This is a genomic window from Lysobacter niastensis, assembly GCF_031457115.1.
GTDB classification, from domain to species: Bacteria; Pseudomonadota; Gammaproteobacteria; order Xanthomonadales; family Xanthomonadaceae; genus Lysobacter_J; species Lysobacter_J niastensis_A.
The window spans coordinates 365,870-382,043 of sequence record NZ_JAVDVY010000003.1 but is presented as its reverse complement, the minus strand read 5'-3'; the positions used below and the strand labels follow the sequence as shown (position 1 = coordinate 382,043).

Here is a 16,174-nt window from a genome sequence, read left to right as displayed (position 1 = left end):
CCGTAAAGGCGCAGTGCGGGCAGAGTGAATTTACTTGTGATTCAAGTGCCTGCCGGGGACAGGGTTCATGCCTGTGAACTCCGGACCGGTCCGTCGCGAGTCCTGTTGCCGTACGGCACCTGCAAGCTTCACGCCATCTGAATATCCCTGTGACAGCATCCGCCGGCCGGGCCTGTTCGCGAGCTGTGTCCCCTGCCGCGCGGACGACGGGTCCTGCAAATCCGACTCAATCCGACTGGAGATTTGCAGATGCGCAAGTTCGCTTCCTGGGCCCAGCGCGGCCTGATCGTGCTCTCGCCCCTCTCGCTCGCCTTCGCCATGGCCGCGTCCGCAGCGGGGCCGTCAGACACGATGTCGCCCTCGCTCCGTGCGGCGATGCAGAGTGACCTCGGCCTGACCTCGGCCCAGCTCTCCCAGTACCTCAAGATCGAACGCCTCGCGGCTCTGCAGGAGAAGCAACTGGCCAAGGCGCAGGGGCGCAACTTCGCCGGCAGCTGGATCGAGCGCCAGTCGAATGGCACCTTCCGGCTGGTCGTCGCGAGCACCTCGATCCGCCCGCAGAAAGGCGCCACCGACATCGAGATCCGCAGCGCGCGCCACAGCCTGGCTGAGCTCGATGCATCCAAGGCCCGGCTCGATGCCGTGCTGTCGCGCGGCGGCAAGGTGCCCAACGGCGTGTACGGCTGGTACGTGGACCTGCCCAGCAACAGCGTCGTGGTCAGCGTCGGCAAGGGCGCGCAGCAGGCCGGCATCGACTTCGCCGCCGTCAGCGGCGTGGATGTCCAGAGCGTGCGGCTGGAAACGGCGGACGAACAGCCGACCCTGCGCACCGACCTGAAGGGCGGCTTCGGCTACCTGCGCAATCCCGGCGACGGCTATCTCTACGCCTGCTCGATCGGCTTCACGGTCACCCAGGGCAGCACCCCGGGCTTCGTCAGCGCCGGCCACTGCGGCACCGCCAACGAGCCGGTGTACTACGAACCCTCGCAGTGGACGCTGGGGCCGAGGATCGGCACGTTCGCCGCGTCCAACTTCCCGCAGCCGGGCCAGACCGGCAACGACTACTCCTGGGTCAGGGTCGACGCGGGCAACGCACTGCTGCCGACCGTCTATGGTTGGGGCAAGGGCGACGTCACGGTCAGGGGCAGCACGGAAGCCGCCGTCGGCGCCGCGATCTGCCGCTCCGGTCGTACCTCGGGCTGGCGTTGCGGCACGATCGAGGCCAAGAACCAGACCGTCAACTACAGCAGCGGCGAAACGATCCTCAACCTGACGCGCACCACCGCCTGTTCCGAAGGCGGCGACTCGGGCGGCTCGTTCATCACCGGCCCCGGCCAGGCCCAGGGCGTGCTGTCGGGCGGCAGCGGCACCTGCAAGGGCAAGCAGCCGAACAATCGCACCCGGAGCTTCTACCAGCCGCTCCTGCCGATCCTGTCGGCGTACAACCTGACGCTGCGCACCAGTCCCTGATCCGCTCGCGCCAGTGCAAACACGAACGCCCCGGCTTGCCGGGGCGTTTGTTTTGACAACCCTGATCGGGATCGAAGCGAACCAACGTCTCGGATTGGACCGCGTCGTGGCATCGAGCAACGATGCTGTGTGCCGTGCGTTCGACTGCGATCGCGGCCGCGATGCCGCCGTCGATATTGATCGATGGCACATTGGCGCACCCGGATGTCGGCGGATTAGAGTTGACCCGTTTGGAGCCGGACGAAGCCAGCCGAAGGGCAGGGCGTCTGCCGGCAGGCCCGCTCAATCAGGAACCGCCCAATGACCACCCGCCGTGACCTGCTCAAGTTCAGTGCCCTCGCCGCCGCAGCGGCCGCGCTGCCATCGATTGCCTTCGCGCACGACGCCAAGCCCGTGGCGCGCGCGGTCAAGCCGCTGAACATCCTCATCCTGGGCGGCACCGGCTTCACCGGCCCGTTCCAGGTGAACTACGCACTGGCGCGCGGGCACAAGGTGACGCTGTTCAATCGCGGCAAGCGACCGTCGCCGGAGTGGCCGGGTGAAGTGGAGCAGCTGTTCGGCGATCGCAACACGGGCGACCTCAAGGCACTGAAGGGGCGCAAGTGGGATGTGTGCATCGACAACCCCACCAGCCTGCCGTTCTGGGTGCGCGATGCCGGCAAGGTCCTGGCCGGCAACGTCGGGCAATACCTCTTCATCTCCACGATCTCGGTGTATGCCGACGGCAGCAAGCCCGGCATCAGCGAGGACGACGCGCTCGCGGTCTACAAAGGCAAGGACGCGATGGCCGAGACGCAGGAGTCGCTGCGCGCCGACATCGAAAACCTGTACGGCCCGCTCAAGGCGTTGAGCGAGGCCGAAGCGCGCAAGCAGTTCGGCGAGCGCGTGACGATCGTGCGCCCGGGTTACATCGTGGGCCCGCGCGACGAGACCGACCGCTTCACCTACTGGCCGCACCGCGTTGCCCAGGGCGGCGAAATGCTGGTGCCCGGCGATGGTGCCGATCCGGTGCAGGTCATCGACGGCCGCGACCTGGGTGAATGGATGATCCGGCTGGCGGAGGCGGGCACCCTTGGTGCATTCAACGCCGTCGGCCCGGAAAAGCCGCTGTTGATGGATGCGATGTTGCGGACCTGCCAGACCGTCACGGGCGGGAAGCCGACCTACACGCACGTCACCCCGGAATTCCTTGAAGAACAGAAAGTCCCCGAGCTGCCCATCTGGGTGTCGAGGAAGAGCGGCCCGTACGCCGGCTACGGAGCGGTCAGCAACGCGCGCGCGATCCAGGCCGGGCTCACCTACCGCCCGCTTGCGACCACCGTGACCGACCTGCTGGCGTGGTTCCGCAGCCAGCCGGCCGAGCGCCAGGCCCAGCTGCGCGCCGGCCTCACCCGCGAACAGGAAGCGGAACTGCTCAAGGCGTGGCATGCGCGCAAGGGCGCGTAGCCAGCCAGCGTAGCCCGGGTAAGCGAAGCGCACCCGGGGCCTTGCGCGAGGTGCGCGTTCTTTTGTGCTGCTTCGATCCCTTTTCGACCGCTCACTTCGCGCTGGCGCGTGGCAGTTGATCCAGGGTGCGGGTCGCGATCGCGTCGAGGTTGACCGAGCCCGCATCCTTCGCGCGCACGGAGCCGCGGTAGAGCGCCCGCCACAGCACGCGCAGGTCGGAGGGTTGGATCACCTCGATCATCAGACCGCCTTCGACCATGTCGACGGAATCCACCTTGATGGTGGGCGCGCCGTCGGTGCCCTGGACGACTATCTGTGAGCAACCGCCGCTGCGGCACTCCACCGCGGATGCGCTCGCGGTTTGCAGGCCGGTCTCGCGCACGCTGGTCTGCTGCACGTCTTGTACGCCCACGCGGTAGGCCACGGCGATGTCGGCCTGTCGAAGGTCGTCGATGCGCTGGTAGCCCTTGGCGCGTAACGCTTTGTCGAGCGATGCCTGCAAGTCCGCGCGCAGTTTCGGGTCCTGCACGCGCGGGTCGGATTCCGCCTTCAGGCGCGGCGGCATCGGCACCCAGGCATAGGTCGGGCCGGGCAGGGATACGGCGGGTTTGGATACCTCCACTTGCGCCGCGGGCGCATTGCGCGTTTGCGCGCGCGCAGGCCACAGGGCAGCGGCGGACAGCGCTGTGCAGCAGGCCATCGCAAGACCGAGTGTTCTCATCGTCGTCATGGTGTTCTTCCCCTGGCGGAGGGCGCTACTTTGGGTCTGGCTGCATCATGGCCGCGTGATGCGCGCGCAGTCCTTCAGAGGGGGGCTGAGTACCGCGGGATAAGAGGGGCAGGTCATTTGTCGCCACCGGATGGATGGACCTGATCCCCATGTTGCGCCAGCCGCCTGGCCATTTCTTCGCGCATCAGGAACTTCTGTGCCTTGCCGGTGATGGTCATCGGAAAGGCATCCACGAATTCGATGTAGCGCGGGATCTTGTAGTGCGCGATGCGGCCCTGGCAGAACGCGCGCAGGTCGTCGTCGGTACATTGGGAACCATCGGACAGGCGCACCCAGGCGCAGACTTCCTCGCCGAATATCTCGTCCGGCACGCCGAACACCTGCACCTCGGCCACGGCGGGGTGGGTGAACAGGAATTCCTCGATTTCGCGCGGATACACGTTTTCGCCGCCGCGGATCAGCATGTCCTTGAGGCGGCCGACGATGCGGCAATAACCGTCGGTATCTATCGTGGCCAGGTCGCCGGTGTGCATCCAGCCGTCCACCAGCACCTCGGCGGTGCGTTTCGGATCGCCCCAGTAGCGGCGCATCACCGAATAGCCGCGCGTGAGCAGTTCACCGGTTTCGCCGCGCGGCACGGTGCGACCTTCCTGGTCGGCGATGCGCACTTCGAGGTGCGGATGAATGCGGCCGACCGAATCCACGCGGCGTTCGACGGGATCGTCCGGCGTGGTCTGGAAGCTGACCGGGCTGGTCTCGGTCATGCCGTAGGCGATAGTGACTTCACCCATGTGCATCTGCGCGGTGACCCGCTTCATCACTTCGATGGGGCAGGGCGCGCCGGCCATGATGCCGGTGCGCAGGGTCGAGAGGTCGAATTCGCCGAAGCGCGGATGCTCGAGCATGGCGATGAACATGGTCGGCACGCCGTGCAGTGCGGTGCAGCGTTCGGCCTGCACGGCCTGCAGCGTGAGCAGAGGGTCGAAGCCTTCGCCCGGCACGACCATGCAGGCACCGTGCGTCACGCAGGCCAGATTGCCGAGCACCATGCCGAAGCAGTGGTAGAACGGCACCGGGATGCACAGCCGGTCGCGTTCGTCCAGGCGCATGCATTCGCCGACGAACCAGCCGTTGTTGAGGATGTTGCGATGGGTGAGTGTCGCGCCCTTGGGCGAGCCGGTGGTGCCGGAGGTGAACTGGATGTTGATCGGATCGTGCGGGTCGATCCGTGCCTGCACGGCATCGACAAGAGCGAGCGCGTCGGCGTCGTCGCGGATGGGGATGTCGTCAAAACGCCGGCAGCCGGGCGCGGGTTCGTCGCCGAGCACGATCACGTGCCGCAGCGCGGGCAGTTTCGCCGCGCGTAGTTCGCCCGGCGCGCTGGCGTCGAGTTCGGGCGCGAGTTCGCGCAGCATGCGCAGGTAGTCCGACGTCTTGAACGCGCGCGCCAGAACCAGCGCCTTGCATTCCACCGCGTTGAGCGCGTACTCGAGTTCGTGGCTGCGGTAAGCAGGGTTGATGTTCACCAGGATCAGCCCGGCGCGTGCGGTGGCGAACTGCACCAACACCCATTCGGCGCGGTTGAGGGACCAGATGCCGATGCGATCGCCCGGCGCCAGCCCCAGCGCCAGCAGGCCGGCTGCGAGCCGCGTCACCTCGTCGTCGAATTCGCGCCACGTCAGCCGCACGCCTTGTGCCGGCACCACCAAGGCGGGGCGTTGCGGCCAGGTGGAGGCGATACGTCGCAGCATCGCGCCGATGGTTTCGTCCAGCAGTGGCTGCGAGGTGTCGCCGACGACGTGGCTGAGGGCGGGGTCAAGAGCCTGCATGGCGTTGCCTGTGCGACTAGCGTGCGGAGGCTAGCTTAGCGTTTCGCAACCGGCACCGAAAAAGGGTCAGGTTCATTGGGGTATAAACATGAATCTGATCCCGTTTCTTGCTGATGTGGAGGCGGCGGAGAAGGATCGCTGCGAAATCTGGTAACGACAGAGGCCCACTGGCATGACGATGCAACTGCGATGCCGCTGCGGAGCGGTGAGGGGCGAAATGGACACAGGCCGCGCCTACGCGCGGGCGACCTGCTACTGCAAGGACTGCCGTGCTTTTGCCCGTTACCTCGGGCAGCCGGGCGTGTTGGATGACAGAGGCGGCACCGACATCGTCGCGACGGCACCGGCTGCGGTGCGGTTCACCGCCGGCTCCGAGCACGTGGCCTGCATGTCGCTCAGTCCCAAAGGTCTGCTTCGCTGGTACGCGTCCTGTTGCCGCACGCCGCTGGGCAACACGCCACGAGATCCGAACGTGTTCTACGCTGGCATCGTGACGGCCTGCTTCGATGCAGCGCCGCTGGCGGTGGACGCGGCGTTTGGGCCTCGCGATCGCATCGTGCTCAACACCGGATCAGCGACCGCGGAAGTGCGTGCGACGCCGCTCGCCTTCCTGGCGGGCGGATGGCGCATCCTCGCCGGCCTCATCGGTGCTCGCCTGCGCCACGAGCGTACCTCGCCGTTCTTCGATGCCAGCGGCCGGCCATTGCGCGAGCCGGATGTGATCAGCCGCGAGCAACGTGCCGCGTTGGAGCGGGACGCGGCCTGACAGCGGCCTGAGACGGGCAGGGTTAGCGCCCATTTTTATCGGGCGGTTCAGCGCCGTGTCGCGAGCACGCCGTCCAGCGCGAGTTGGGCCTTGAAGCCGGCCTTCTCGAGTCGCTTGTGCACCTCGCGCGGGACATCGCGGCCGCTGGTGAGCTTGTTCGGGGTGCCGGTGTAGTGGAACAGGCGCCCGCCCGGGCGCAGGACGCGCGCCAGTTGATCGTAGAAGGCCTGCGAATACAGCTCGCCCGCGATGCCGAAACGCGGCGGGTCGTGGAGCACGGCATCGACTGAAGCATCGGCGATCTGCGCGATCGCCTCGGACACATCGGCATGGACGAGCTGCAGGCGGCCGCCAATGGCCGGCGCGTCGGGGTCGGGCGACCACGGGTTGAGCGTGCGCAGCCACAGCACGTCGGGGTTCTTCTCGAACGAGTCGATGCGGGCCACGCCTGCCTCGACACAGCACGCCGCGAAGTAACCCAGGCCGCCGCAGGTATCGAGGACCACCTTGCCGCGCGGCTCGACCAGCGCCACCTTGCGGCGCGCGTCGTCGATGGGCGACTCCTTCGAGGTGGGCAACATCTTGATGCCGTCGATCTCGAAGGTCGGCGCGCCCCATTCGCTGGGCACCAGCTTGATCAGCGAACCGGAGAAGCGCGATACCGGCGCGAACTCATCGCCGTCCCAGTAGTAGATCGTCCGGTCCTTCAGCTTCTGCGGGTACGGATAGCGCTCATCGCGCCATCGCCACGCGTCCGTTTCCAAAGTCGCCTCGCCGCGTGAGCGTCCCAGGTCCAGCGATCCGGTCCATGCGTCCGCACCAGCATCGCGCGCTGCCAGCAACGCCTGCGCGAGGTCGCGGGTGAGCAGGGGGCCTGAATAGTGCGACACGGCGGGTAATCTCCTTCCGAGAACAGTGGTCAGGTTGCGCTTTCGCGCGGTCCGGCCGCGCGAAGAAGTGGGGCGGGTTCATTCGCCAAGCCGAGATAGGCCTGGAACATCCGCGCCATTTCGGCGACGAAGCCCGCCAGACCGAGTGCCGGCGGCACGCGGTCGAACAGCACCGCCGTCTGCAGGGTCTGCAGCGTGCTGAAGAGGCCGAACGAGAGTGCGAGCCGCGGGTCGGGGTGACGGATCTCCGCCGCGCACTCCGAAAGCCATGCGTGCATCGCCCCGATGAGTTCGGCGCTGCGTGCCTCCATCGGCGCGCGGTCGTTGGACTGCCAGTGGCCGACCACGAGCGCGCGGATCAACCGCTGCCGCGCCTGCTGGCTCTGCGCGAATACTTCGAGCAATACGTGGATGCGCTGTGCAAGTCCCGCGTCGGACCAGCATGGCCGGGCCAGGAACTCGCGCAGCCGCTCGAACTGTTGATCCTGCACTCGTTCGAGCACCAGCGGGAGCAGCGAGTCCTTGCCTTGAAAGCGCTTGTAGATCGCGCCGATCGACACGTGCGCGTGGTCGGCGATGCGCTCCATGGTGATCTCGCTGCCGTCCGTGTTCGCAAGCAGCGCTTCCATCGCCGCGATGATGCGCTGCTGCGTGCGCAGGCTCCGGTCCTGCCGGACCGGGCGCAGCGGGGAAGGGGCGGGGTGCGTGGGCATCGGGGAGGCCGGACGGACGGTGCGCAAAAGGATAAGGCCGTTCGCTTTTCGCGCGTGCACGCTACAGGCACACCGGATACCTCCGAGGTCGCCATGTCGAGCCAACTGCTGATCGTCGTTTCCACGTTCCTGGCCGCGTTCTTCGGCTTGGGGGCCGTCGGCATCGCATATGCAGGCCCGTTCGCGGTCGGTGCCGGCCTGATCGCCATGGTCGCGACGCAACGCCGCCGCGGCCTGCCCTGGGCCTCGATCGGGCTGGGCGCCCCCGACGGCCCCGCGCGCCTGGCGTTGCAAGCTCTGATCGGCCTGCTGGCCGGTTGGAGCGCGGCGCTGGCCGCGACGCTGTTGGCCACGCGGGGTCTGGGCTGGGACCCCATCGACACCGCGCGGTTTGCCGACATCCAGGGCGACGAGGGCAGGTTGCTCGGCATGCTGGCGATCAGCTGGACGACGGCGGCGCTCGGCGAGGAAGTGCTGTTCCGTGGCTTCCTGCAGTCCCGGCTGCAGTCATTGTTCGGTGAGCGCCGCCATGCCGTCGTGCTCGCCGCGCTCGCGCAGGCGGTGCTGTTCGGTTTGGGGCATGCCTACCAGGGGGCGACCGGCATCCTCGTCAGTGGCGCGATCGGGCTCGCGTTTGGCCTGCTGATGCTGCGCTTCCGCACGGTGTGGCCGCTGGTGGTGGCGCATGGGTTGATCGACACGGTCAGCATGCTCGCGCTGTATGCCGGAGCGCGCCCCGGCTGAATGAAATGTCAGAAGCGGTATTCGACCGACACGCTCACGCTGCGCGCGTCGCGCTTGTCGTCGGACAGGTGGTATTCGTCGCCGACCGGGTCGTATACGGCCTGCGAATAGCGGTACTGGTTGAACATCAGGCCCACGTCCAGCAGCGGCAGGATCGTGGTGCCGACGCCGACGCCGTAGTACGTGCCGCCGTCGGTTTCCTTGGATGCGCGGTGCCCGGTGACCGGCGAGGTGTCCAGGTAATGATCGACGTAGGTGTCCTCCAGCTTCCGTTCCAGGCCTACGTAGCCGGCCCGGCCGATGAAGTACACCGGCAGCACCGGCGGTTTGATCCGCGCGTTGGCACCGATGAAGGCGTAGCGCCAGGACAGCGTGTAGGCATGGTCCACATGGCCGCCGGTGTAATCGCTGCGGCTCTGGTCTTCCAGGTCGTCGAGCTTGCCCAGGCCCGTTTCCAGCCCGACCTGCGCCATGCCGATGCCCCAGCGGTAGCCGGCGCCGGCCTGGACGAAATTGGTCTGTTCGTCGTCGAAGCTGTTGCTGTCGAGTTCGATCTGGCCAAGCTGGCCGTTGATGAAGAAATCGCCGGCCGAGGCCGCGGGGGCGGCGGCGAGGCAGGCGGCGAACAATGCCGCGCATCCAAAATTGCGCATGTTTTTTCTGTTTCCGATGGGGAGAAGGCGCGATCGCCGTGGCGGCAACGCGGAGCCGCATAGGTTAACCCGCGGCGTCAGCCCGCCCTATGGACCGCCGTCGCAGGTTCCATGGTCCACGGGTTCAAAACCGGGGGCAGAGCACGTTTTCGCCTGCATCATCCGCAGGACGCCGCCGGGTTCGCGCGGCGCCCAGTGGTTGGTCATCAGCTAAGGGTTGGACCGCGTCATGGCTTCGAGCAACGACTGATGCGCCGTGAGTTCGAGACCCTTGAGGATGTCCGCACGATCATCGGGCCGCTCGTTCTGGCCGAGCTTGAATTTGGCCTTGGTCGAAATCACGCGCGCCCGGAATGCGACAACCGCCTGCGCGAGCATTTCATAGCGCGACCCCATGTCAGCCACCGACCAGGCGTTGGGGCGGCCACGTTCCATATGGTCCACCAATTGGGTCAGGGCGGTCTGCGTGGCCTCGGCGCGGTCGTCGAACTCGACGTCGACCTCGAAATGCACGGTTTCGTAATTCCAGGTCGGCGCCTGGGTGCGATCGGCAAGCCACGACGGCGAGATGTATCCATGCGACCCCAGGAACACGACGAGTGCCCGCGGCTCCCTACGCAGCAGCTCCGTGTGGGGACTGATGCGCGCAATGTGGCCCAGCAGCGTGATCGCACCGTCCTCGTCGCGTTCCAGCAACAGAGGCAGTGGGGTCGCGATGGGCGCGCCGGCGGCTGAGCTGATCATCAGCGCGAAGGGGTGGGCGGCAATCAGTCGATCGATGTCGGCTGGGGAATTGGGCGCGAAGGCAGGATGGGTCATCATCCGACGATCTTACGATGCGGCGTAGTCGGGGACGCGCGCGCGTCCCAATACGAACGAGGCGCCGGACCCGTTCGCCACTGCCGGTCGGGAGAGCGAGTCCGCGTCTTTCTGCCCGTCAATCCCGATCCGGCGCGCCCAGCGGGAAATACGGACGGTAGGGCCGTGCTTCGTCGACCGCGCGCTTGAACGAAGGGCGCGCGAGCAACCGCTCGCGATACGCGCGGACGCGGGCGAAACGGGCATCGATCGGGTGCGTCCAGTCGGCGTAAAAAAGGAACGGCGCCGCGCCGCAGTCGGCCAGGGTGAAGGCCGCGCCGACGGCCCATTCGCGCGTGGCCATGCGCTCATCCAGCCAGGCGTAGGCGGTCTCGAGCATCGCGCGGGCCTCCTTGACGCCGTGCGGGTCGCGGTCGGCTTCCTGACGCAGGCGGTCGAGGACCACCTTCTGCTGCGGGGTGGAGATGTAGTTGTCGAAGAAGCGGTCGAGCATTCGCACTTCGAGCGCGGTGTCGTCATCGTCCGGGATCAGTTTCACCTGGCCGGGGTAGTGCAGGTGGAGGTATTCGATGACACTGGTTGCTTCGATCACCGTGCGATCGCCGTCGACCAGCACGGGGAAGCGACGCATCGGCCACAACGCCGCAAGCTCGGCACTGGCTTGCGCGTCCTCCAGATTGCGGTAGTCGAACGCAATCTGGTTTTCGTACAGCGCGATCAGCGCCTTCTGGCTGTACGAGGAAAACGGGTGGGCGTACAGGCGGGGACGGGCAACGGGCATGCGGAACTCTCCTGGGGTTTGCCTGTATGACGATTGGACAGGCCGCGATTCGACAGCTCCTGGGAGCGGAGTGCGGCAGCGCTGGCGTCTACCCGGCTTCACTCGCCGACGTCGGCCGCGCCTCGATCACTCGCCGTGGCCAGGCGAAATAGGTCCTCCACGCATACCCCCACGGCACTACAGCCGCCAGCAGCGGCAGCGCGAGAAACGAGCCGGCGACCTCGCCGGTGGGCGTACCCCACAGCGTGCCGGCCTGCCATAGCGGATACGCCACGAACGCGAGCCAGATCGCCTTGTAGCCGATCGTGAAGAACATCAGCGGCAGCCAGCGCAGGGGATGGAGCAGCCCGAACAGCGCGAGCGCGGGGTAGGTGGCCCACACCGCGAACGCGATCGCGCGCACCGGATCCCACGGACCTTCGTGCGTCAGCAGCACGCGCCATGCGAACGACGCGACGAACACCAGCATCAGGAAGAAGAACAGTCGCAGGCCCCATATCTGGACGGGGCGGACGCCGTCGTGGCGCGGGTCGGGAGCAAGGAACTGGACGACCGGGCGGACGAGCATGGCATCACTCCTCGGAAGGCAGCGTGGGATCGAAGGCGAGCAGGTCGCCGGGCTGGCACTCCAGCACCGCGCAGATAGCCTCCAGCGTGGAAAAGCGGATCGCCTTCGCCTTGCCGGTCTTCAGGATCGACAGGTTGGCGAGGGTGATGTCGATGCGCGCGGCGAGCTCGGTGAGCGTCATGCGACGCGCGTGCAGCTGTTCGTCGAGGCGGACGACAATGGCCATGTCACAGTGCCTCCATGTCACACCGTTCCTTCGAGGTCGGCGCGCATGCGGGCACCGTGTGCGAACACGCCGGACAGCACGAACAGCATCAGCACCGCGAGCCACGGCGCGAACGAGAAACCGCCCAGCCGCCCCGGCTCCCACACCGCCGCCGCGATCGCAACGACGACCAGCCGCAGCACTTCGAGCGCCAGCACGCTCCACGCGATCGCATCCAGACGCCGCGCGTTCTCGACGATGAAGGGGTCGCCGCCGCGCACCGTGTCGACGATTGCCAGCAGCCGACGCAGGATCGTGTGCACGATCGCCGCGCCGATGAGGCCGACGACGACGATGGCGCGCAGCCCGAGCGGCACCAGCGGGTACTTCGACAGGTCGAAGCCGAGCGCCCTTTCCGGCCAGCCTTCCATGAAGAAGCTCCAGCCCAGCAGCAAGGCGATGCAGACGGCGTAGAGGATGTTGAGGACGGTCAGGACCTGGATGACCGGGCGGGCAACGGCGAGGGCTCGGGCGGACGTGCGATTCATGGGAGCATTCCCGATGGGTATCGTAAAACGATAATACAAATATCGATAAACGATAAAAATAGGCCGGAAGTCATCCCTCGGCGGTGGCTCGGTGCCCAATCGCTTCAAGGCCGGGCGAGCACGTTCCCGGACTTCCTCTTTAGTGGAATTGCCCGCCTTGGCCGGCCTTGAGAGCGTGGGTGGACCAGCCGCCGGTCCGGCGCGTTGGCCGCCGGGCAGCGGCGTGGGCTGCCGGACGTCATGAATTCGAGGTGTCGCAATGACTCCGAACCTACTTCGCAGGCGCGCGCCTTGGCTGGCAGCGGCCTTGGCCGGCGCGTTGTCGCTTGCTGGCACCGCCGCCGCGCAGACGGCCTTGAAACCGAACCTGATCCCGCTGGGGGCCTTCAGCACGACGCTGGGCACGGATGCCGGCGGCCGTTCCACGCTGCGGTTCAGCACCACCAGCTGGAACAACGGCGCCGGGCCGCTGGAACTTGCCGCCGGCGAGGTCGAAACCGGGTCGGGCAAGTTGCGGGTGTACCAGGTGGTGTACCAGAGCAGCGGGCCTCCGATCCTGTACTTCGCGGGCGCTTTCGAATACCACCCCGCGCACGACCACATGCATTTCAACGACTACGCGCTCTACACGCTGCAGCCGGTCAATGCACCTGGCGGATCGCTTCGCACCGGCGCCAAGACCACGTTTTGCGTAATGGATACCACCGCGATCAACCTTGGATTGCCGCGCGCGCCGGCACAGCCGTTCTACAGCACGTGCGGGCGCGATCTCCAGGGCATGTCGGTCGGGTGGGGCGACACCTACCTGTCCTATCTCGCCGGGCAGGAGATCGACTTCACCGGCAACGCCGACGGCATCTACCAGCTGAAGATCGAAGTCGATCCGAAGAAAGTGCTCCAGGAGACCAACGAGAACGACAACGTGTCGTGCGTGCTGCTCAGCATCAAGAAGCCGAGCACCGTCACCGTGCTCGACACCAGCGGCCTGTGCTCGTCGGTGGCGTCGATCACCCCGAAATCGGCGCGCGTGGGCACCACCGTGCAGGTCACCATCACCGGCTACGGATTCACCCAGGGCATGGGCGTCACCTTCGATGGCGGCAACGGCTCACGGCCGGTCGCCAGCAACGTGCAGCTGACATCGGACACCGACACGGTGGACACGATCACGGCAACCGTGACGGTGCCTTACGTCAAGAGGAAGGGGCGTCAGGATCCGGTCTGGAACGTGCGTGTCGGTAGCGGCGGCACCCTGGTCAATGGGTTCACGGTCACGCAGTAGCTGACGACTTTTTCGGTGCAGCCCCGCGAGGTGGTGAACGCAGAGCTTCGCGGACGCGCCTTGCAGAGCTTGTTGACGGGTCTTCCTGGATCCGGAGTTCGCGTGCGACTTTCCTGTTGCTGCCGCCCGAAGTACAGGAAATCAAAAGCTGTCGCCGGGGTGAGCAAATTCCTCTTTTGTGGAATGGCTTCACGATTTCGACTCTGCCAACGTGCGTCTGGGACAGAAGGAACGCGCGGTCACCGGTCATAACAGCGAGTCCCACGGGCACGGACATACGTTCAACCAACTGAGCTAAGGAGACTGAAATGATTAGGCTGACAAAGAAATCGCTGATGACGGCTGCGCTGAGTGTCGGCGCGACCTTGATTGCCGGATCCGCCCTCGCTGGCGACAAGTATCCTCCTCCTCCGAAAGGCGACGTCATCTGCCACAACATTGGCGGGCCACGAGACCTGGGCGCCAACTGTGACATGACCGGCACCTGTTCTGTCGAAGTAGAGGGCGGGCTGACTATTACCCTTGGTCCGAATCAATTCCTCGGGATTGTGATCGGGGCCAGTGACAATGCAGCAGCGGCCCACATTGCCCATGGCGATGGTTTCGTGGATGCGCTTTTTGATCCGCCGCTGCACCTGGCATCGGTGATCGGCCCCCATAAGGCCTCCAATGTGGAATGCCTTGCGACGAGAATCCTCCCGCAGCCGCCCGAGCCCGGCAACTAACCAAACCGGAAGGCTGGGCATGCAGAGACGCAGCTGTGGCTGAGCGGAGCAATCCTCCGTTCGACTGCGCTGCGTGTCTGCATCCGGCGAGTGTTGGGAATGGAGTTGGGCTCCCACCTCATGAGGGGCGGCCCTGTACACGGGCAACGAGCCGCGGGGACCCTATAAAGCTGCGATCGCGATCGATCCGAAGCACCTGATCTCGGATCGACAGTTCTGATCCGGCGGCGTCCTTGCCGGGGGGTCACGCAGTAGCCGACCCCTGGAGGATGACCAGTGCGCGGCGGCGCACGCCGAGCTTGGCGAAGACGCTCTTGAGGTGCTTCTTGACCGTGTCTTCCATGATCCCCAGTTCGCGCGCGATTTCCTTGTTGCTGCAGCCCCGATGCAGTCGTTCGACGACCTGCAACTCCCTTCGCGAGAGCGTTTCCATGGCGTGGAGGCGTTCCGGATCGGCCGATACTCCGATTTCCAACGGCCACGTCGGGTCGATGATGGCCTCGGCCATCAGCTGGCGCGACAGCCACAGTTCGCCTTTGCTGATGGCGTGGATCGCCTTGAGGTAGAGATCGGGAGGGCTCGTCGTCAACAGGAGCCCGTGGAAGCGGTTGCGCAACACGTCGGCCACCACGCTGCGACAAACCTGTCCCGACACGAGGAGTACGCGCACGTGAGGGCGGTGCTGGCGGATCCTTCGCAGCGACAGCGGGTCCAGACGGTCCAGCAACATCTTGTCGAGCAGCAGCACCTTGGGATGGCGGCGCTCCAGGCAGGTCGCCAGGCAGGTCGCGTCCATGACCGGCTCGCCCTTGATCTCGATGCCTGGCTCGCATGCCAGCATGGACAGCCAGGTCGCGTGCAGGGCCCTGCTGTTGGAAGCGGTCATGACCGTGATGGCTGCCGAAACCCCGAACTCGTCCAGAACAAGCGGCGCCGAATAAGGGGCTTCGCCTGAACGTACAGCGCGGTCTTGTTCTGCGTGCATCGTGGTCATCCTGTTCCTGTGTAAAGCAGCCGAACTTTTTCAGGCGACGCAGTTCCGGCCGCGCATGGCGAACCAGGCGCGCTGACTTAGACAGGAACCCCAAGTACCTCGAAGGTACCGTTCCCTGTCCCCGCCAATCCCTCGACGCCATCCTCGGGGCGACGCCTTATCGATCAACAACGCGCCTTGCGACGGCCGTCGGACTGCATCCCCCAACAGGGGGATCGGGCGACGACTGGAAAGGGGGGCAGGACGCCGATGGCTCGCAGGCACGAGCATTTGCGCCGCATGAAGGACGGAGCCGGCCGCATCGCGCGTATGCAAGGTTGCAGTGCAAGCATCGCGGCGCTTGCCGTGCGACTTTCAACCGTCCATCTCGTGCCCGATGTCCTCATACGCCTCCTGCGTGAAGCGCGGCGTGCAAACGGCGAGGAACACCAGATCGCCTGGCCCCAGGTTGGCGATCCGCTGCGGGCACATTGGCGGGATGATCACGACGTCGCCGGGGCCGACGTCCTGGGGCGCAAGACGGCCCACTTCGACGCGGCCCTGGCCTTCGATGATGACGTAGCGTTCGGTTGTGCCGCTCAACCGGTGCCACCGGGTGACGACGCCAGGCGCAACGCGTGCGCGGGCGATCGACAGTTCCGGGTCGTCCGGCGTGTTGGAAAGCTCATTGACGTAGCAGAGCTCGTCGGTGTGGAACTCGGCATCGGGGTCGATGCGACTGATGGCTTCCTTCATTTGGCCTCCATAACCAAAAGGGCGGCATGCCAAGTTCATCGACGCCCGGCGCCGTCGTGGTGAGCTGGCATGCAGGGAGTGTAGAAGCTCCCGGCAACCAGCCTCGTGTTCTGCCCCCTGGAATAGGTACTCCGGGGTATGCACTGTGACCGCTGTTTTGCCGGGGCGGCGAGGTGACGCGCGTGGTCACTTGCGTCTCGCCTGCGTCGTATGGAGTGATACCAAAATTCGTCACGACTGGAATGCCGTGCGCTGCTTCGCATTTCGCGCATCCAG

18 protein-coding genes are annotated in these 16,174 nt (G+C 66.1%); 6 read left to right on the top strand and 12 right to left on the bottom strand.

The annotated features are described in order from the left end of the window. Positions 1-249 precede the first annotated feature (249 nt). Together J2X06_RS16450 and J2X06_RS16445 are read left to right on the top strand one after the other, a co-directional pair. Positions 250-1,470, top strand: a complete 1,221-nt coding sequence (locus tag J2X06_RS16450) for a S1 family peptidase (protein WP_310064293.1) — start codon at positions 250-252, stop codon at positions 1,468-1,470. A 300-nt stretch (positions 1,471-1,770) separates the two neighbouring features. Further along, positions 1,771-2,916: an SDR family oxidoreductase gene (locus tag J2X06_RS16445; RefSeq protein ID WP_310064292.1), complete on the top strand. Its 1,146-nt coding sequence runs from the start codon at positions 1,771-1,773 to the stop codon at positions 2,914-2,916. Positions 2,917-3,007: 91 nt separating this feature from the next. Here the strand turns inward: J2X06_RS16445 and J2X06_RS16440 are convergent, their stop codons facing one another. Together J2X06_RS16440 and J2X06_RS16435 are read right to left on the bottom strand one after the other, a co-directional pair. Then, the gene (locus J2X06_RS16440) at positions 3,008-3,646 is read right to left on the bottom strand and encodes a DUF4136 domain-containing protein (RefSeq protein WP_310064290.1); all 639 of its coding nucleotides are present in this window, start codon (positions 3,644-3,646) and stop codon (positions 3,008-3,010) included. A gap of 113 nt (positions 3,647-3,759) precedes the next feature. Further along, positions 3,760-5,475, bottom strand: coding sequence for an AMP-binding protein (locus tag J2X06_RS16435; protein ID WP_310064288.1), 1,716 nt, complete (start codon positions 5,473-5,475; stop codon positions 3,760-3,762). Positions 5,476-5,647: 172 nt separating this feature from the next. Here J2X06_RS16435 and J2X06_RS16430 point away from each other — a divergent pair, with 172 nt between their 5' ends. Continuing rightward, the gene (locus tag J2X06_RS16430; RefSeq protein WP_430539613.1) at positions 5,648-6,241 is read left to right on the top strand and encodes a DUF6151 family protein; all 594 of its coding nucleotides are present in this window, start codon (positions 5,648-5,650) and stop codon (positions 6,239-6,241) included. 47 nt (positions 6,242-6,288) lie between these two features. On the opposite strand, the gene J2X06_RS16425 is transcribed toward J2X06_RS16430, so the two are convergent. Then, positions 6,289-7,131 (bottom strand): class I SAM-dependent methyltransferase, encoded by an 843-nt coding sequence (locus J2X06_RS16425; RefSeq protein ID WP_310064284.1) that lies wholly within the window; start codon positions 7,129-7,131, stop codon positions 6,289-6,291. A gap of 29 nt (positions 7,132-7,160) precedes the next feature. Next, on the bottom strand, positions 7,161-7,844 hold the full coding sequence (locus tag J2X06_RS16420) for a TetR/AcrR family transcriptional regulator (protein ID WP_310064282.1): 684 nt from the start codon (positions 7,842-7,844) through the stop codon (positions 7,161-7,163). 93 nt (positions 7,845-7,937) lie between these two features. Here J2X06_RS16420 and J2X06_RS16415 point away from each other — a divergent pair, with 93 nt between their 5' ends. After that, positions 7,938-8,588: a CPBP family intramembrane glutamic endopeptidase gene (locus J2X06_RS16415; protein ID WP_310064280.1), complete on the top strand. Its 651-nt coding sequence runs from the start codon at positions 7,938-7,940 to the stop codon at positions 8,586-8,588. Positions 8,589-8,596: 8 nt separating this feature from the next. On the opposite strand, the gene J2X06_RS16410 is transcribed toward J2X06_RS16415, so the two are convergent. The 6 genes from J2X06_RS16410 to J2X06_RS16385 form a co-directional block, all read right to left on the bottom strand. After that, entirely contained in the window at positions 8,597-9,241 is a 645-nt protein-coding gene (locus J2X06_RS16410) for an outer membrane beta-barrel protein (protein WP_310064278.1), read from the bottom strand. Positions 9,242-9,451: 210 nt separating this feature from the next. Continuing rightward, the gene (locus tag J2X06_RS16405) at positions 9,452-10,060 is read right to left on the bottom strand and encodes an FMN-binding negative transcriptional regulator (protein ID WP_310064276.1); all 609 of its coding nucleotides are present in this window, start codon (positions 10,058-10,060) and stop codon (positions 9,452-9,454) included. Positions 10,061-10,178: 118 nt separating this feature from the next. After that, a complete protein-coding gene (locus J2X06_RS16400) occupies positions 10,179-10,841 on the bottom strand; it encodes a glutathione S-transferase family protein (protein ID WP_310064275.1) in 663 nt (220 codons plus the stop codon). A gap of 88 nt (positions 10,842-10,929) precedes the next feature. Continuing rightward, on the bottom strand, positions 10,930-11,409 hold the full coding sequence (locus tag J2X06_RS16395; RefSeq protein ID WP_310064273.1) for a hypothetical protein: 480 nt from the start codon (positions 11,407-11,409) through the stop codon (positions 10,930-10,932). Positions 11,410-11,413: 4 nt separating this feature from the next. Further along, positions 11,414-11,635, bottom strand: a complete 222-nt coding sequence (locus J2X06_RS16390; protein WP_310064272.1) for a helix-turn-helix domain-containing protein — start codon at positions 11,633-11,635, stop codon at positions 11,414-11,416. Between the two features lie 17 nt (positions 11,636-11,652). Next, positions 11,653-12,162, bottom strand: a complete 510-nt coding sequence (locus tag J2X06_RS16385; RefSeq protein WP_310064271.1) for a DUF2975 domain-containing protein — start codon at positions 12,160-12,162, stop codon at positions 11,653-11,655. 259 nt (positions 12,163-12,421) lie between these two features. Here J2X06_RS16385 and J2X06_RS16380 point away from each other — a divergent pair, with 259 nt between their 5' ends. Beyond that, entirely contained in the window at positions 12,422-13,444 is a 1,023-nt protein-coding gene (locus J2X06_RS16380) for a lysyl oxidase family protein (RefSeq protein WP_310064270.1), read from the top strand. Between the two features lie 308 nt (positions 13,445-13,752). Continuing rightward, positions 13,753-14,169, top strand: a complete 417-nt coding sequence (locus J2X06_RS16375; protein WP_310064268.1) for a hypothetical protein — start codon at positions 13,753-13,755, stop codon at positions 14,167-14,169. 244 nt (positions 14,170-14,413) lie between these two features. On the opposite strand, the gene J2X06_RS16370 is transcribed toward J2X06_RS16375, so the two are convergent. Beyond that, positions 14,414-15,055, bottom strand: coding sequence for a response regulator transcription factor (locus tag J2X06_RS16370; RefSeq protein ID WP_310064266.1), 642 nt, complete (start codon positions 15,053-15,055; stop codon positions 14,414-14,416). 462 nt (positions 15,056-15,517) lie between these two features. Then, the gene (locus J2X06_RS16365; RefSeq protein WP_310064264.1) at positions 15,518-15,898 is read right to left on the bottom strand and encodes a cupin domain-containing protein; all 381 of its coding nucleotides are present in this window, start codon (positions 15,896-15,898) and stop codon (positions 15,518-15,520) included. Positions 15,899-16,174 lie beyond the last annotated feature (276 nt).

What these genes read in the sequence shown, in the direction of transcription:
- J2X06_RS16450 (WP_310064293.1), top strand. Translation starts at nt 250, where the DNA reads ATGCGCAAGTTCGCTTCCTGGGCCCAGCGCGGCCTGATCGTGCTCTCG.
- J2X06_RS16445 (WP_310064292.1), top strand. Translation starts at nt 1,771, where the DNA reads ATGACCACCCGCCGTGACCTGCTCAAGTTCAGTGCCCTCGCCGCCGCA.
- J2X06_RS16440 (WP_310064290.1), bottom strand. Translation starts at nt 3,646, where the DNA reads ATGACGACGATGAGAACACTCGGTCTTGCGATGGCCTGCTGCACAGCG.
- J2X06_RS16435 (WP_310064288.1), bottom strand. Translation starts at nt 5,475, where the DNA reads ATGCAGGCTCTTGACCCCGCCCTCAGCCACGTCGTCGGCGACACCTCG.
- J2X06_RS16430 (WP_430539613.1), top strand. Translation starts at nt 5,648, where the DNA reads ATGACGATGCAACTGCGATGCCGCTGCGGAGCGGTGAGGGGCGAAATG.
- J2X06_RS16420 (WP_310064282.1), bottom strand. Translation starts at nt 7,844, where the DNA reads ATGCCCACGCACCCCGCCCCTTCCCCGCTGCGCCCGGTCCGGCAGGAC.
- J2X06_RS16415 (WP_310064280.1), top strand. Translation starts at nt 7,938, where the DNA reads ATGTCGAGCCAACTGCTGATCGTCGTTTCCACGTTCCTGGCCGCGTTC.
- J2X06_RS16410 (WP_310064278.1), bottom strand. Translation starts at nt 9,241, where the DNA reads ATGCGCAATTTTGGATGCGCGGCATTGTTCGCCGCCTGCCTCGCCGCC.
- J2X06_RS16405 (WP_310064276.1), bottom strand. Translation starts at nt 10,060, where the DNA reads ATGACCCATCCTGCCTTCGCGCCCAATTCCCCAGCCGACATCGATCGA.
- J2X06_RS16400 (WP_310064275.1), bottom strand. Translation starts at nt 10,841, where the DNA reads ATGCCCGTTGCCCGTCCCCGCCTGTACGCCCACCCGTTTTCCTCGTAC.
- J2X06_RS16395 (WP_310064273.1), bottom strand. Translation starts at nt 11,409, where the DNA reads ATGCTCGTCCGCCCGGTCGTCCAGTTCCTTGCTCCCGACCCGCGCCAC.
- J2X06_RS16390 (WP_310064272.1), bottom strand. Translation starts at nt 11,635, where the DNA reads ATGGCCATTGTCGTCCGCCTCGACGAACAGCTGCACGCGCGTCGCATG.
- J2X06_RS16385 (WP_310064271.1), bottom strand. Translation starts at nt 12,162, where the DNA reads ATGAATCGCACGTCCGCCCGAGCCCTCGCCGTTGCCCGCCCGGTCATC.
- J2X06_RS16380 (WP_310064270.1), top strand. Translation starts at nt 12,422, where the DNA reads ATGACTCCGAACCTACTTCGCAGGCGCGCGCCTTGGCTGGCAGCGGCC.
- J2X06_RS16375 (WP_310064268.1), top strand. Translation starts at nt 13,753, where the DNA reads ATGATTAGGCTGACAAAGAAATCGCTGATGACGGCTGCGCTGAGTGTC.
- J2X06_RS16370 (WP_310064266.1), bottom strand. Translation starts at nt 15,055, where the DNA reads ATGACCGCTTCCAACAGCAGGGCCCTGCACGCGACCTGGCTGTCCATG.
- J2X06_RS16365 (WP_310064264.1), bottom strand. Translation starts at nt 15,898, where the DNA reads ATGAAGGAAGCCATCAGTCGCATCGACCCCGATGCCGAGTTCCACACC.